The following is a 14,428-nucleotide window of genomic DNA, read 5'->3' as shown; positions in this document are numbered from 1 at the left end:
GCCAATCAGGACTGCGGCCAGGGAAAAAATGCCGGAAAGCCGCTGGCATCGGCGGCAGTCATCGGGCGGGCGACAAGGAAGCCCTGCACGTAGGCGCAACCGTTTGCCTTGAGCCAAGCAGCCTGGGCCTCAGTTTCTACGCCCTCGGCGATGACCGTGACGTTGTAATCGGCGCACAGGCCAATGACGCTACGCACCAAAGCGGCGTCCGGCGCCGAATCGGGCAGGCGCGCCACCAGATGGCGGTCCAGCTTCAAGGTGTCGACAGGCAGGTCGCGCAGCATGCGCAGCGAGCAGTCGCCAGCACCAAAGTCGTCCAGCGCCACGCGCACTCCCAGCTCGCGCAGGCGGTGGATCTGCTTGATCGCCGCGTCGATGTTGTACATCAGTGAGGTCTCGGCAACTTCCACTTCCAGTTGCGCCGGGTTGAGCCGGTAATCCTGTATCACCCGCTGCAACTCATCGACAAGCCCAGGCATGGCGAACTGAGCGCGGCTCAGGCTGATACCCAGCACCAGATCCGGAGCAAAACGCTCACACCAGGCCTGACGCTGCGCCGCGCCCTGGCGGTAGATCCAGCTGGCCAGGCGCGTTATCAGTCGCGCCTCCTCAAGCAAGGGGATGAACAGCCCCGGCGGTACATCGCCGACGCTGGGGTGCTGCCAGCGCAGCAGGGCTTCGAAACCGCGCAGATGACCATCGGCGAAAGCGACCTGGGGCTGATACACCATGTTGAAGCCTTGCGACTCGACTGCGTCACGTACGCTGTCCTCAAGCATCAGCCGTGAACGCGCCCGGCCATTGAGCTCCTGGTCATAGAAGCGATACTGCCCGCGCCCAGCCTGCTTGGCCGCATACATAGCAGCATCGGCGGCACGCAACAGGCCTTCGACAGTGGCACCGCAGTCCGGGAAGGTGGCAATACCAATGCTGACACCCAGGCAGACATCCAGGCCGGCCACCTGCCGCTGGACGGACATACGCTCGAGCAGTTGCTCGGCAAAGCGGCCGGCTTGTTCCGGATACGGCAGGCTATCGAAGAGCGCAGTGAACTCGTCTCCTCCCATGCGCGCCAGCAGCGCCTCACTGCCCAGGCAGTCCTTGAGCTGCTCGGCAACCCAACCCAGTACCCGGTCCCCGGCCTCGTGGCCAAGCGAGTCATTGATCCGCTTGAAACCATCCAAATCCATGTACATCAAGGCCTGGGCCTTGTCCGAACGTTCGTTGCGCAGCAGCACGCTTTCAGCTGCCTGATAGAACCCACGGCGGTTGAGCAGGCCGGTGAGCGGGTCGGTGACCGCCTGGTATTCGAGCTGCTGGTGCAAATTGCGCACTACCGACATGTCGAGCACCGTCACCACCATAGCCTGCTGATCGGCCGGCAACGGCGCGCAGGACAATGCCACCGGGACCAGGTGACCGCCTGCGGTGCGCAGGTGGGCGTCGTGTACTCGGAAGATCTGCCGTGACTGGTACGCCTGATGGAAATCCGACTCGCTCCATAAGGTGGCATGGGGCAGTTGCAGCAATTCAAGCAGCTGCGCGCCCTGCAATTGCTCAACCGGGGCATCGAGCAAGCGCGAGATCGCCGGATTGGCAAAGCTGATGTTGCCGTGGGCGTCGACCACCAGAATACCTTCGGCGGCATTCTCCAGGATGGACGCATTGAACGCCCTGGCCGCCTCCAGTTCGCGCGTCAGCCGTTGCTGCATGCGCCGGTTACGCTGCTGGTCCAGTTGCGCCTGCACCTTGGGCTTGAGGATCTGCGGGTCGAACGGCTTGAACAGGTAGTCCACCGCACCACTGGCATAGCCCTTGAGCACAGCGGCATCGGACTGCTCGTTGGCGGTAAGGAAGATGATCGGGGTCAGCCGGGTACGGTGGCTACCACGCATCAGCCGCGCAACCTCGAAACCGTCCATTTCCGGCATCTGCACGTCGAGCAACACAAGGTCGACTTCGTGCTCCAGCAAGGCGCTCAAGGCTTCCGTCCCTGAACCTGCGGTCAGCACCTGCCAATCTGTGCGGGCCAGTAAGGCTCGCATGCTTATGAGGTTCTCAGGGTAATCGTCCACCACCAGGAGAACCGACTTGCCATCCGGTGGTTGAGGGTAAGCGCCATCCATGCTGCTTTCTCTTGTATGACCGACTTCGACTTGCAATTGGATCCGGTTTAACACTCTAGACTCGAGTGTGTAACACGCAATGGAATCAGAACGCTATCAGTGACTAAAGGTAAGGGTAGTCGACTAACGGTCGTTTGCCGGCCGTTGAACCATAAAAAAACCCGCATTTCTGCGGGTTTTTCATGGCGGCCTGTGATCAGTTGACCTTGGCGGCCAGTTCACCTTTCAGGTAACGCTGGAACATGCCTTCCAGTGAGATCGGCTTGATCTTCGAGGCATTACCGGCGGTGCCGAAGGCTTCGTAACGAGCGATGCACACATCGCGCATGGCTTTCACGGTTTCACCGAAGAACTTGCGCGGGTCGAACTCGCTTGGGTTCTGCGCCATCAGGCGGCGCATGGCACCGGTGGAGGCCAGACGCAGGTCGGTATCGATGTTGACCTTGCGCACGCCGTGCTTGATGCCTTCAACGATTTCTTCGACCGGTACGCCGTAGGTCTCTTTGATGTCGCCGCCGTACTGGTTGATGATCGCCAACCACTCCTGCGGTACCGAGGAAGAACCGTGCATCACCAGGTGAGTGTTGGGGATGCGCTTATGGATTTCCTTGATGCGGTCGATCGCCAGCACGTCACCGGTTGGCGGCTTGGTGAACTTGTAGGCACCGTGGCTGGTGCCGATGGCGATGGCCAGGGCATCCACCTGGGTCTTCTTGACGAAGTCGGCGGCTTCTTCCGGGTCGGTGAGCATCTGGCTGTGGTCCAGCACGCCTTCGGCGCCGATGCCATCTTCTTCACCGGCCATGCCGGTTTCCAGCGAACCCAGGCAGCCCAGCTCGCCTTCGACCGAAACACCACAGGCGTGCGCCATGGCGACAGTCTGCTGAGTGACGCGGACGTTGTACTCGTAGTCGGTCGGGGTTTTGCCGTCTTCGCCCAGCGAGCCGTCCATCATCACCGAGCTGAAGCCCAGCTGGATCGAGCGCTGGCACACGTCAGGGCTGGTGCCGTGGTCCTGGTGCATGCACACCGGGATGTGCGGAAACTCTTCGATGGCGGCCAGGATCAGGTGACGCAGGAACGGCGCGCCAGCGTATTTGCGGGCACCGGCCGAAGCCTGGACGATCACTGGGGAGTCGGTCTTGTCGGCCGCTTCCATGATGGCGCGCATCTGCTCGAGGTTGTTGACGTTGAAAGCTGGAACGCCGTAACCGAACTCGGCGGCGTGGTCCAGCATCTGGCGCATGCTAATGAGTGCCATTGTGTATCTCTCTCCCGACAAGCGTCGTTTTGTTTCGTGCAAGCCTGCCGCTGGGGCGGTTGCTGTTCAAGTAGTGTGGGCCACCGGTGCGGCCCGGCCAGTCACGGTGCCTTGCAGCCCCGCCCAATCAGATCGTTGGTTGCCACCCAGTACACCAGGCCTTCCTCGCCCTTGGTGTGGAAGGCCAGCACGCCATCGCTGTACATCGCGCCCGACGCACTCGGCTCGGACTTGAGCCGGTAGACCTGGTCGCCGCCGCCGAGGCGCACGTCGACCGAATCCTGTTGTACATCGGCGAAGCGCCAAAGCACATCGGTCTGGCTGTCGCAGACCCAACGGGTCCAGGCGGCCGCAGGGGCGGGTTGCGCCGGCTGCAGCAGCGAGCATCCTGCCAGTGTCGCCAGGGCCATCAAGGCCATCAGCGCTTTCATTGCATATCCTCTAGATGACCACACAACGGTCGCTTGGTTGCCTGCTCCGACGAAGCGCATCGCTTCATGGGCAGCCAGGCGCCTTGCGCTGGTGGTCTTCGTCATACTTTTCCAGGCCTTCCGGGCCCACGCGCTTGCTGATTACCGGCACAGTCTCGGCCTGCCACTCAGACTGGTAGCAGCCGCCCTTGGGCGGCTGCGCCGGATCGTTGTCCGAGGACGGGCTGCTGGAGCATGCGCTCAGCAAACCAGCCAGCAAGATCACAGGCAATTGCTTGACCATCAGGTCGCTCCCTTTGCCAGGCGCCGCCATTGTCAGGCTTTTGCCCGCTCTTCCAGGATCGCCACGGCCGGCAGTACCTTGCCTTCGACGAACTCGAGGAATGCACCACCACCGGTAGAAATGTAGGAGATCTCGGCGCTGACGCCATATTTGTCGATGGCCGCCAGGGTATCGCCACCGCCGGCGATGGAAAATGCGGCGCTGTCGGCGATAGCCTTGGCCAGTACCTTGGTGCCGTTGCCGAACTGGTCGAACTCGAACACACCGACCGGGCCGTTCCACAGGATGGTTTTCGACGACTTCAGCAGTTCGGCGAAGTTGGCCGCAGTCTGTGGCCCGATGTCCAGGATCATGTCGTCAGCAGCCACGTCGGCGATGGCCTTGACGGTGGCCTCGGCGCTCTCGGCAAACTCCTTGGCAACCACCACGTCGACGGGCAGCGGTACGCTGACCTTGGCGGCGATGGCCTTGGCGGTTTCCACCAGGTCAGGCTCGTACAGCGACTTGCCCACCGGGTGGCCGGCAGCGGCCAGGAAGGTGTTGGCGATGCCGCCACCAACGATCAACTGGTCGCAAACCGAGCTCAGGCTGTTCAGCACGTCCAGCTTGGTGGAAACCTTGGAGCCGGCAACGATGGCGGCCATTGGTTTGGCCGGTGCCTTCAGGGCTTTGCCCAGGGCGTCCAGCTCGGCGGCCAGCAGCGGGCCTGCCGCAGCGACCTTGGCGAACTTGGCTACGCCGTGGGTGGAGCCTTCGGCACGGTGAGCGGTACCGAAGGCGTCCATGACGAAAACGTCGCACAGAGCCGCGTACTTCTGCGCCAGTTCGTCGGCGTTCTTCTTCTCGCCCTTGTTGAAGCGAACGTTCTCGAACAGCACCAGGTCACCAGCCTTGACCTCGATGCCATCGAGGTAGTCGGCGACCAGTGCAACGTCGCGGCCCAAGGCCTTGCTCAGGTAGTCGGCAACCGGCTTGAGGCTGTTCTCGGCCGAGAACTCACCTTCGGTCGGGCGCCCCAGGTGCGAGCAGACCATTACCGCCGCGCCCTTCTCCAGGGCCAGCTTGATGGTCGGCAGCGCAGCCAGGATACGCGCGTCGCTGGTTACCACACCGTCCTTCACAGGCACGTTGAGGTCTTCGCGGATCAGTACGCGTTTACCTTGCAGGTCGAGGTCGGTCATCTTCAACACGGTCATGAATGCAGTCCTTCAGGGCTGTTTGGTGCGGGTTGGGTGGACGACGTGCAGATAATGTTCAGCAACGTCGAGCATACGGTTGGCAAAACCCCATTCGTTGTCGAACCAGGCCAGCAGGTTCACCAGGCGGGGGCCCGAGACGCGTGTCTGGCTGGCATCGACGATCGCCGAATGCGGGTCATGGTTGAAATCACAGCTGGCGTGGGGCAATTCGGTGTAAGCCAGCAAGCCTTTGAGCGGGCCATCCAGCGCCGCCTCGCGCAGCACCCGATTGACTTCGACCGCACTGGTGTCACGGGCGGTCTGCAGGGTGATGTCCAGGCACGACACGTTGACGGTCGGCACGCGTACCGCTTTGGCCTGTATTCGCCCGGCAAGTTCCGGCAGCAGGCGCTCGATACCACGCGCCAGGCCAGTGGACACCGGGATCACCGACTGGAAAGCCGAGCGCGTGCGGCGCAAATCCTCATGATGGTAGGCGTCGATCACCGGCTGGTCGTTCATTGCCGAGTGAATGGTGGTGATCTGGACGTACTCGATGCCGAACGCCTGGTCCAGCACCCGCAGCAGCGGTACGCCACAGTTGGTGGTACAGGAGGCGTTGGACACCAGGCGCTCGGCGCCGGTCAGGCAAGCCTGGTTGATGCCGTAGACCACTGTCGCATCCACATCGGCCTCGCTGGCCATGGGCTGCGAGAACAGCACCCGCGGCGCACCGGCATCAAGAAAACGCTGGCCATCGGCACGGGTGTGATAGGCGCCGGAACACTCCAGCACCAGGTCGATGTCCAGGGCGGCCCAATCGACGCCCTCGGGGGTGGCGCTGCGCATGACCTTCACGCAGTCACCATTGATATGCAGACAGTCGCCGTCGACCTTCACGTCGCCGGGGAATCGGCCGTGAGTTGAGTCGAAGCGTGTCAGGTATTCCACACTGGCCTGGTCGGCCAGGTCGTTCAACGCCACGATTTCGAAGCCAGCCTTTGCCCCACGCTCAAACAGTGCGCGCAGGACACAGCGGCCGATGCGGCCGTAACCGTTGAGTGCAACTTTGTAGGGACGCGGGTGGGGCATTGATGGGCTCGCTAACGCATGGTGGCTGTTGGGGCCGCGTTGCGGCCCATCGCGACACAAGGCCGCTCCTACAGGCACCGCGCCAACATCGGGCTGCGCGGGAACTGCAGGAGCGGCCTTGCGTCGCGATGGAGGGCCAAGCCCTCCAGGGTTACATCAGTCTTCCAGCAGCTCTTCGGCAGTACCCAGGATGTTCTCCAGGGTGAAGCCGAACTCCTCGAACAGTGCACTGGCCGGAGCCGATTCACCGTAAGTGGTCATGCCGATGACACGGCCTTCGAGACCCACGTACTTGTACCAGAAGTCGGCATGAGCCGCTTCGATGGCGATGCGGGCACCCACTTGCAGCGGCAGTACGGACTGCTTGTAGGCCGCATCCTGGGCGTCAAACACGCTGGTGCTCGGCATCGACACGACACGCACCTTGCGGCCCTGCTCGGTCAGCTTGTCGAACGCCTGAACGGCCAGGCCCACTTCCGAGCCGGTGGCGATCAGGATCAACTCAGGCTCGCCGGCACAGTCCTTGAGCACGTAACCGCCGCGGGCGATATCGGCGATCTGCTGGGCGTCGCGGTCCTGATGCTGCAGGTTCTGACGCGAGAAGATCAGCGCCGAAGGGCCGTCCTTGCGCTCCAGGGCGTGCTTCCAGGACACAGCCGACTCGACTGCGTCGGCCGGGCGCCAGGTGTCCAGGTTCGGCGTGCTGCGCAGGCTGGTCAGTTGCTCGATCGGCTGGTGGGTCGGGCCGTCTTCGCCCAGGCCGATGGAGTCGTGGGTGTACACATGGATGACGCGCTGCTTCATAAGGGCGGACATGCGCACGGCGTTACGGGCGTATTCCATGAACATCAGGAACGTCGCGCCGTAAGGCACCAGGCCGCCGTGCAGGGCGACGCCGTTCATGATCGCGGTCATGCCGAACTCGCGCACGCCGTAGAACACGTAGTTGCCGCTGGCGTCGTTGGCGTCCACACCCTTGCAACCCTTCCACAGGGTCAGGTTGGAGCCGGCCAGGTCGGCCGAGCCGCCAAGGAATTCCGGCAGCAGTGGGCCGAAGGCGTTCAGGGTGTTCTGGCTGGCCTTGCGGCTGGCGATGGTCTCGCCCTTGGCAGCGACTTCAGCGATGTAGGCAGCGGCTTTTTCCGAGAAGTCGGCCGGCAGGTCACCGCTCAGACGGCGCTTGAGCTCGCTGGCCAGTTCCGGGAAGGCGGCGGCATAGGCCTCGAAACGCGTGTTCCACTCGGCTTCAGCCTTGGCGCCTGCTTCTTTGGCATTCCATTCGGCGTAGATGTCGGCAGGAACTTCGAACGGAGCGTGGTTCCAGTTCAGCTCCTTGCGGGCCAGGGCGATTTCGTCGTTGCCCAGTGGAGCACCGTGGCAGTCTTCCTTGCCCTGCTTGTTGGGCGAGCCGAAACCGATGATGGTCTTGCAGCAGATCAGGGTCGGACGGTCGCTCTTGCGCGCAGTCTCGATGGCCGTGCGGATCTCGTCGGCGTCGTGGCCGTTGACGTTGCGGATCACCAGCCAGTTGTAGGCCTCGAAACGCTTGGGCGTGTCGTCGGTGAACCAGCCTTCCACTTCACCGTCGATGGAGATGCCGTTGTCGTCATAGAAGGCAACCAGCTTGTTCAGGCCCAGGGTGCCGGCCAGCGAGGCGACTTCGTGGGAGATACCTTCCATCATGCAGCCGTCGCCGAGGAACACGTAAGTGTTGTGGTCGACGATATTGTGGCCTTCGCGGTTGAACTGGGCACCCAGCACTTTCTCAGCCAAAGCAAAGCCCACGGCGTTGGCCAAACCTTGGCCCAGCGGGCCGGTGGTGGTTTCCACACCTGGGGTGTAGCCGAACTCGGGGTGGCCCGGGGTACGGCTATGCAACTGGCGGAACGACTTGAGGTCGTCGATGGTGACGTCGTAGCCGGTCAGGTGCAGCAGCGAGTAGATCAGCATCGAGCCGTGGCCGTTGGACAGCACGAAGCGGTCACGGTCGGCGAAGCTCGGGTTGCTCGGGTTGTGCTTCAGATAGTCGCGCCAAAGCACTTCGGCGATATCCGCCATGCCCATGGGGGCACCTGGGTGGCCGCTGTTGGCCTTTTGCACGGCATCCATGCTGAGTGCACGAATGGCGTTGGCACGTTCACGACGGCTGGGCATCGCTTATCTCCTGGGGCTTGAATAGGTGGTGTAACGAAAAAGGCGGCCATTTTCCCCCACTGGGGGGCTGGGGGCAAACATTTAAGCGGCAAGCGGCAAGCTTTAAGCAGCAAGATAAATCCGAACCGTGCGCGCAAGGCTCTATTTCTTACAACTCATCGCCAATATCAAAACTTTTTGATATTGGCCTTGCTAGGGCAACCATGCCTGTCTAGACTGCCGCGTCATGAACCTCCGTGCGCAACCGATCCCTCAGCGAAGCGACACACTGGCAGCCCTGTGCAAAGCCAGTGGCGACGAACTGCGCCTGAATGTCCTGCGCGCCTTGGCCAGTGACTCGTTCGGCGTCCTGGAGCTGGCACAGATTTTCGACATCGGGCAGTCGGGCATGAGCCATCACCTCAAGGTTTTAGCCCAGGCCGAGCTGGTGGCTACGCGCCGCGAAGGCAATGCGATTTTCTACCGCAGGGCCCTGCCCGACAGCCACCGCCTGGGCGGTCGCCTGCACACCGCGCTGCTCGAAGAGGTCGACGACCTGACACTGCCGCTGGACGTGCAGGCGCGCATCGCCCAGGTGCAACAACGCCGCGCCGCCACCAGCCAGGACTTTTTCCTGCGTGTGGAAGAAAAGTTCCGCGCCCAGCAGGACCTGATCGCCGGCCTGCCGCAGTACCGCGAAAGCCTGCTGGCGCTGCTCGACACACTGAATTTCGAGCCGACGGCCAGCGCGCTGGAAGTCGGCCCCGGCGACGGCGGCTTCCTGCCCGACCTGGCCAGGCGCTTTGCCTGTGTCACAGCCATGGACAACAGCCCGACCATGCTCGAGCTGGCGCGCCAGGTCTGCGAACGCGAACGCCTGGATAATGTAAACCTGCAGTTGGCCGATGCACTGGGTGCAACGGATGTGGAAGCCGACTGCGTTGTGCTGAACATGGTCCTGCACCATTTCAGCGACCCGGCCCTGGCCCTGCGCCTTTTGGCCAAACGGGTGAAGGCGGGCGGCAGCCTGCTGGTCACCGAACTGTGCAGCCACGATCAGGGTTGGGCGCGGGAAGCCTGCGGCGATCTCTGGCTTGGTTTTGAACAGGACGACCTGGCCCGTTGGGCCAACGCTGCCGGGCTGGCCCCGGGGGACAGCCTCTATGTGGGCTTGCGTAACGGTTTCCAGATACAGGTCCGCCATTTTCAGCGGACGGCTGGCGACACACACCATCGGTAAATTTTAGGAACCCGTCGAGATGAGCGAATACTCCCTTTTCACCTCCGAGTCCGTGTCCGAAGGGCATCCGGACAAGATCGCCGACCAGATTTCGGATGCGGTCCTGGATGCCATCATCACCCAGGACAAATACGCCCGCGTGGCGTGTGAAACCCTGGTCAAGACCGGTGTCGCCATCATCGCTGGCGAAGTCACCACCTCGGCCTGGGTCGACCTGGAAGAGCTGGTGCGCAAAGTCATCATCGACATCGGCTATAACAGCTCCGACGTCGGCTTCGACGGCGCCACCTGCGCCGTGATGAATATCATCGGCAAACAATCGGTGGACATCGCCCAGGGCGTCGACCGCTCCAAGCCGGAAGACCAGGGCGCGGGTGACCAAGGCCTGATGTTCGGCTACGCCAGCAACGAGACCGACGTGCTGATGCCGGCGCCGATATGCTTCTCGCACCGCCTGGTCGAGCGCCAGGCCGAAGCGCGCAAATCCGGGCTGCTGCCTTGGCTGCGCCCGGACGCCAAGTCCCAGGTCACCTGCCGCTATGAAAACGGTAAGGTAGTCGGTATCGACGCAGTGGTCCTGTCGACCCAGCACAACCCTGAAGTCTCGCAAAAAGACCTGCAGGAAGCCGTGATGGAGCTGATCGTCAAGCACACCCTGCCTGCCGAACTGCTGCACAAAGACACCCAGTACCACATCAACCCGACCGGTAACTTCATCATTGGTGGCCCGGTGGGTGACTGTGGCCTGACCGGCCGCAAGATCATCGTCGACTCCTACGGCGGCATGGCCCGCCACGGTGGTGGCGCGTTCTCCGGCAAGGACCCGTCCAAGGTCGACCGTTCTGCTGCCTACGCCGGTCGTTACGTGGCCAAGAACATCGTCGCCGCCGGCCTGGCCGAACGTTGTGAGATCCAGGTGTCCTACGCCATCGGCGTAGCCCAGCCGACTTCCATCTCGATCAACACCTTCGGTACCGGCAAGGTCTCGGACGACAAGATCATCCAGCTGGTACGTGAGTGCTTCGATCTGCGTCCGTACGCCATCACCAAGATGCTCGACCTGCTGCATCCGATGTACCAGGAAACCGCTGCCTACGGCCACTTCGGCCGTACCCCGCAGCAGAAGACTGTCGGCGATGACACCTTCACCACCTTCACCTGGGAGCGCACCGACCGCGCCCAGTCGCTGCGTGATGCTGCCGGCCTGTAATTTTTCCTGCAGCGGTGAATCGAAGCCCTTGCCGAGTGATCGGCAGGGGCTTTTTTTTAGTTTTCATGGCATCGCTCTCGACACATCACCTGACAACTGACCCCGCCAACCTCCGCCCCGCTTGCCTAGCCTGAACACTCCACTCCGCCACGCAAGGATGCTGGCCATGTCTTTTTTCCTGCGCCTCGCAGCCCTGTTGCTGCTCCACACGTCCATCGCCCAAGCCAGTCACTGTCCGGACTGGAGTACCAAGCAAGCCAGAACCGAAGTTGCCCAACTTCGCGCAACCCTGGCCAACTGGGACGACCATTACCACCGCCAGGGTATAGCGCTCGTAGCCGATGAACTCTACGACCAGGCCCGACACCACCTGCTGCACCTGCAACAATGCTTTGGTCAGGAATTCACAGATCCAAGCCCACTGGCCAGCGCACGCGGCCCTATTGCCCACCCCGTTGCCCACACCGGCGTCGAGAAACTCCATGACGCAGCTGCCGTTGCACGCTGGATGACCGGCAAGAAGGGCGTATGGGTGCAGCCGAAGGTCGACGGAGTGGCAGTCTCACTGGTCTATCGCCAAGGCCGGCTGGTACAGCTGCTCAGCCGTGGTGATGGCCTCCAGGGGCATGACTGGAGCCGCCACATCAAGGACCTCGACAGCATCACTAGGCAATTGCCTCAACCACTGGACGTCGTATTGCAAGGCGAGTTGTACCTGCGCCTGCAAGCGCACGTGCAAGCTGAGGCAGGCAGCAGCAATGTGCGCGGCACCGTGGCCGGGATGCTGGCACGCAAGCAGCTTGGCCCTGAACCGGGCGCGAGCATCGGCCTGTTCGTCTGGGACTGGCCGCACGGGCCGGACAACCAGGGCGAGCGCCTCACACAACTTGCAGCCTGGGGGTTCCCCGACAGTCAGCGTTTCAGCACAGCTATCGACACCCCCGAAGAGGCTACCCACTGGCGCCTGCACTGGTACCGCTCACCGCTGCCCTTCGCCACCGATGGCGTGATTCTGCGCCAGGACAGCCGCCCCCCGGCCGACCGCTGGCAGCCCAACGCCCCCTATTGGATCGCCGCGTGGAAATACCCCTTCGCCCAAGCGCTGGCAGAGGTACGGGAGGTACGCTTTCTAATCGGCCGCACAGGCAAAGTCACGCCGTTGCTCAGGCTCAAACCGGTCACCCTGGATGATCGCCGGATCAGCCAGGTCAGCCTCGGGTCCCTGGCCCGCTGGCGGGCGCTCGACATTCGCCCGGGCGATCAAGTTGCGATCAGCCTTGCCGGCCTGACCATTCCACGCTTCGACCAAGTGGTCCACCGCGCCGTCGAGCGTCAGGTATTACCTGTACCCGAAGCTGAACAGTACGGCCAACACAGTTGCTGGCAAGCCAGCGACGGCTGCCAAGAGCAGTTTATCGCGCGCCTCGTCTGGCTCAGTGGCAAGCAGGGCCTGGCCATGCCAGGCACCGGCAAGGGCACCTGGAAGCGGCTGGTTCAGGCAGGGCTGGTGACATCGCTGACGGATTGGTTGACGCTCGATGCCCAACAGCTGTTATCGGTACCGGGCATCAGCAGGAAAACCGCCACACAGCTACAACGCAGTTTCGACATAGGCCGCAACAGACCTTTCGCTCAGTGGCGCAAAGGGTTGGGCGTACCGGCGCCAGCTCAGGTGCCACGGGACGAGAACTGGCAAACGCTGGCCGGCCGGTCTGCCAGCGATTGGCAAACCTTGCCCGGCATTGGCGCAACACGCGCCACTCAACTCGCGAACTTTTTCACCCATGAGCAAGTACAACGGATAGCCACGCTGCTGGGAACCCGTGGGATCGATGGTTTTCACGGGACAGACGACGTTGGTTCGCAATAGTTCACGGGCAAAGCGTACGCGGAATATTTCCCAATCCCAGCCTGAAAAAACCACCAAGGGTTTAAAAATCGACAAAACCAAGGCAGGATTTCTCCACTTTTTGCTGCCCCGCCCCGTTTAGGAGGCTTTTTCATGAAGCGTATGTCTACCCTTTTCCTGCTGGCGACGTTTGCTCTGTCGGCTCACGCCGTGCAGGCCACCCAAGAACAAACAGGCCTGACCGGCTGCGCCGCCAAGCGTCAGGCGATCAGCGAACAAATCGAACAGGCCAAGGTTGACAACAACAGCGAACAGCAAAGCGGTCTGGAAAAGGCCCTGAGCGAAGTTGACGCGAACTGCACCGACGCCGGCTTGCGTAAAGAGCGCGAACAGAAAGTGCTCGAGGCCCGGCACGAGGTCAACCAGCGCACCAAGGACCTGGACAAGGCCATGAAGAAGGGCGACCCGGAGCACGTCAACAAGCGCAAAGACAAACTTGCCGAGGCGAAAAAGGAGTTGCAGGAGGCCGTCGACGATCTGGAACGTTGACAGCAAGCTCCTACTCAACTTGGCTTGTAGGACTTTTCTGAAGTTGCCCGCTGAAGGGTTCACTTGGTCTTAGGGAGGGGGCACCATTGCAGCGATTACTGCCATATGCCCCTACAAGGAGGCTCCCATGAAAGTTATTTCTTCCGTAGTCATGCTGGCTGTTCTCGGCTTGAGCGCATCCGCCGCCCAAGCAGCACAGCCGACGCCAGGCTTGACCGGTTGCGCCGCCAAGCGCAGCGCCATCGAAAACCAGCTGCAATATGCCAGGGCGCACAATAATTCGGGTGAGATCCGCGGCCTGGAAAAGGCCCTGCAGGAGAACACCGAGCACTGCACCGATGCTGGCTTGAAAGAAGAGCGTGAACAGAAAGTGCGTGAAGCCGAAGCAGAAGTCCAAGAGCGCGAAGCAGACCTGAAGCAGGCGCAGGCGAAAGGCGATACGAGCAAAATTGCCAAGCGCGAAAAGAAACTGGCCGAATCCAAAGCGGAACTCGAAGACGCAAAAGCCGAATTGACCAAGTGACCTGAAGCTTCAGTCACGCGCGCCAGCCAGCAGCCTGCAAAACATTGGCTGGCGCATCAATGATTACGAAACTCTGTATGGCAGGCCTTGCAGGCTGCCTCGACCTTGTCCATAGGTTCCTTGAGCATCGCCGCATCCAGCGGCTGCTTGCGTGTCAACGCCAGCAACTCGCCCGTCACCCCCTCCAACGCTTGCGCCAAGTCATGAAAGCGCGCCTGACGCTCCCAGACCTCGGGCCGCGCACTGCTGTCGCCATCATCCTGTACCTGCGGGAAATGCTGCCAGGGCGCATGGGCCAGGCTATCGAGTTTCACCGCACCCTCGGCAAATTTCCCCCCATCGAACGGCAACCGCCCGCGCAGCATGCCACCCATGTCCTCGCTGGTCTTGAGCATCTGCTTGAAGATCGCCTTGCGCTGCCCCAAGGGTGAGTTAGGATCGACACGGTCGCAGGCCACCAGGGACAGGCTGACCAGCAGTATGGCGGTGAAACATTTGAACATCACGGTCACATTGGCAGAGGAAAGGGCCAACAGTATCCTCGCCTGCCATG

Annotated in this window: 13 protein-coding genes; 5 read left to right on the top strand and 8 right to left on the bottom strand. The window is 62.1% G+C overall.

The features are described from left to right. Positions 1–5: 5 nt before the first annotated feature. From JET17_RS02535 to tkt, 7 genes are all read right to left on the bottom strand, one after another. Positions 6–2,126 carry a putative bifunctional diguanylate cyclase/phosphodiesterase gene (locus tag JET17_RS02535; RefSeq protein WP_012312448.1) on the bottom strand — a complete coding sequence of 707 codons (2,121 nt, stop codon included), beginning with the start codon at positions 2,124–2,126 and terminating at the stop codon, positions 6–8. Between the two features lie 196 nt (positions 2,127–2,322). Then, the gene (gene fba, locus JET17_RS02530) at positions 2,323–3,387 is read right to left on the bottom strand and encodes a class II fructose-bisphosphate aldolase (protein WP_008093958.1); all 1,065 of its coding nucleotides are present in this window, start codon (positions 3,385–3,387) and stop codon (positions 2,323–2,325) included. Positions 3,388–3,488: 101 nt separating this feature from the next. After that, positions 3,489–3,818, bottom strand: coding sequence for an MliC family protein (locus JET17_RS02525; protein WP_012312447.1), 330 nt, complete (start codon positions 3,816–3,818; stop codon positions 3,489–3,491). Positions 3,819–3,882: 64 nt separating this feature from the next. Further along, entirely contained in the window at positions 3,883–4,101 is a 219-nt protein-coding gene (locus JET17_RS02520; RefSeq protein ID WP_012312446.1) for a hypothetical protein, read from the bottom strand. Positions 4,102–4,133: 32 nt separating this feature from the next. Continuing rightward, a complete protein-coding gene (locus JET17_RS02515; RefSeq protein ID WP_012312445.1) occupies positions 4,134–5,297 on the bottom strand; it encodes a phosphoglycerate kinase in 1,164 nt (387 codons plus the stop codon). Between the two features lie 12 nt (positions 5,298–5,309). Further along, on the bottom strand, positions 5,310–6,371 hold the full coding sequence (gene epd / locus JET17_RS02510) for an erythrose-4-phosphate dehydrogenase (protein WP_012312444.1): 1,062 nt from the start codon (positions 6,369–6,371) through the stop codon (positions 5,310–5,312). Positions 6,372–6,527: 156 nt separating this feature from the next. Next, positions 6,528–8,525 (bottom strand): transketolase, encoded by a 1,998-nt coding sequence (gene tkt / locus JET17_RS02505; protein ID WP_012312443.1) that lies wholly within the window; start codon positions 8,523–8,525, stop codon positions 6,528–6,530. Between the two features lie 226 nt (positions 8,526–8,751). On the opposite strand from tkt, the gene JET17_RS02500 reads away from it, so the two are divergent. The 5 genes from JET17_RS02500 (at position 8,752) to JET17_RS02480 (ending at position 13,875) form a co-directional block, all read left to right on the top strand. Then, entirely contained in the window at positions 8,752–9,744 is a 993-nt protein-coding gene (locus tag JET17_RS02500) for an ArsR/SmtB family transcription factor (RefSeq protein WP_012312442.1), read from the top strand. 19 nt (positions 9,745–9,763) lie between these two features. Beyond that, positions 9,764–10,954 (top strand): methionine adenosyltransferase, encoded by a 1,191-nt coding sequence (gene metK, locus JET17_RS02495; RefSeq protein ID WP_012312441.1) that lies wholly within the window; start codon positions 9,764–9,766, stop codon positions 10,952–10,954. A gap of 166 nt (positions 10,955–11,120) precedes the next feature. Next, positions 11,121–12,824, top strand: a complete 1,704-nt coding sequence (gene ligB / locus JET17_RS02490) for an NAD-dependent DNA ligase LigB (protein ID WP_012312440.1) — start codon at positions 11,121–11,123, stop codon at positions 12,822–12,824. A gap of 132 nt (positions 12,825–12,956) precedes the next feature. Continuing rightward, positions 12,957–13,352, top strand: coding sequence for a DUF1090 domain-containing protein (locus JET17_RS02485; protein ID WP_012312439.1), 396 nt, complete (start codon positions 12,957–12,959; stop codon positions 13,350–13,352). Positions 13,353–13,479: 127 nt separating this feature from the next. Then, complete coding sequence (locus JET17_RS02480; protein WP_012312438.1) at positions 13,480–13,875, top strand: DUF1090 domain-containing protein; 396 nt, start codon at positions 13,480–13,482, stop codon at positions 13,873–13,875. Between the two features lie 56 nt (positions 13,876–13,931). Here JET17_RS02480 and JET17_RS02475 read toward each other — a convergent pair whose 3' ends face one another. Further along, positions 13,932–14,378, bottom strand: a complete 447-nt coding sequence (locus tag JET17_RS02475) for a c-type cytochrome (protein WP_012312437.1) — start codon at positions 14,376–14,378, stop codon at positions 13,932–13,934. Between the last annotated feature and the right edge of the window lie 50 nt (positions 14,379–14,428).

The sequence above is a fragment of the Pseudomonas putida genome, assembly GCF_016406145.1.
Lineage (GTDB): Bacteria > Pseudomonadota > Gammaproteobacteria > Pseudomonadales > Pseudomonadaceae > Aquipseudomonas > Aquipseudomonas putida_E.
Note: the sequence above shows the minus strand (reverse complement) of the source record. Positions and strands in the feature narration are given on the sequence as shown.

Coding starts and splice junctions, on each gene's coding strand:
- JET17_RS02535 (WP_012312448.1), bottom strand. CDS start 2,126: ATGGATGGCGCTTACCCTCAACCACCGGATGGCAAGTCGGTTCTCCTG.
- fba (WP_008093958.1), bottom strand. CDS start 3,387: ATGGCACTCATTAGCATGCGCCAGATGCTGGACCACGCCGCCGAGTTC.
- JET17_RS02525 (WP_012312447.1), bottom strand. CDS start 3,818: ATGAAAGCGCTGATGGCCTTGATGGCCCTGGCGACACTGGCAGGATGC.
- JET17_RS02520 (WP_012312446.1), bottom strand. CDS start 4,101: ATGGTCAAGCAATTGCCTGTGATCTTGCTGGCTGGTTTGCTGAGCGCA.
- JET17_RS02515 (WP_012312445.1), bottom strand. CDS start 5,297: ATGACCGTGTTGAAGATGACCGACCTCGACCTGCAAGGTAAACGCGTA.
- epd (WP_012312444.1), bottom strand. CDS start 6,371: ATGCCCCACCCGCGTCCCTACAAAGTTGCACTCAACGGTTACGGCCGC.
- tkt (WP_012312443.1), bottom strand. CDS start 8,525: ATGCCCAGCCGTCGTGAACGTGCCAACGCCATTCGTGCACTCAGCATG.
- JET17_RS02500 (WP_012312442.1), top strand. CDS start 8,752: ATGAACCTCCGTGCGCAACCGATCCCTCAGCGAAGCGACACACTGGCA.
- metK (WP_012312441.1), top strand. CDS start 9,764: ATGAGCGAATACTCCCTTTTCACCTCCGAGTCCGTGTCCGAAGGGCAT.
- ligB (WP_012312440.1), top strand. CDS start 11,121: ATGTCTTTTTTCCTGCGCCTCGCAGCCCTGTTGCTGCTCCACACGTCC.
- JET17_RS02485 (WP_012312439.1), top strand. CDS start 12,957: ATGAAGCGTATGTCTACCCTTTTCCTGCTGGCGACGTTTGCTCTGTCG.
- JET17_RS02480 (WP_012312438.1), top strand. CDS start 13,480: ATGAAAGTTATTTCTTCCGTAGTCATGCTGGCTGTTCTCGGCTTGAGC.
- JET17_RS02475 (WP_012312437.1), bottom strand. CDS start 14,378: ATGTTCAAATGTTTCACCGCCATACTGCTGGTCAGCCTGTCCCTGGTG.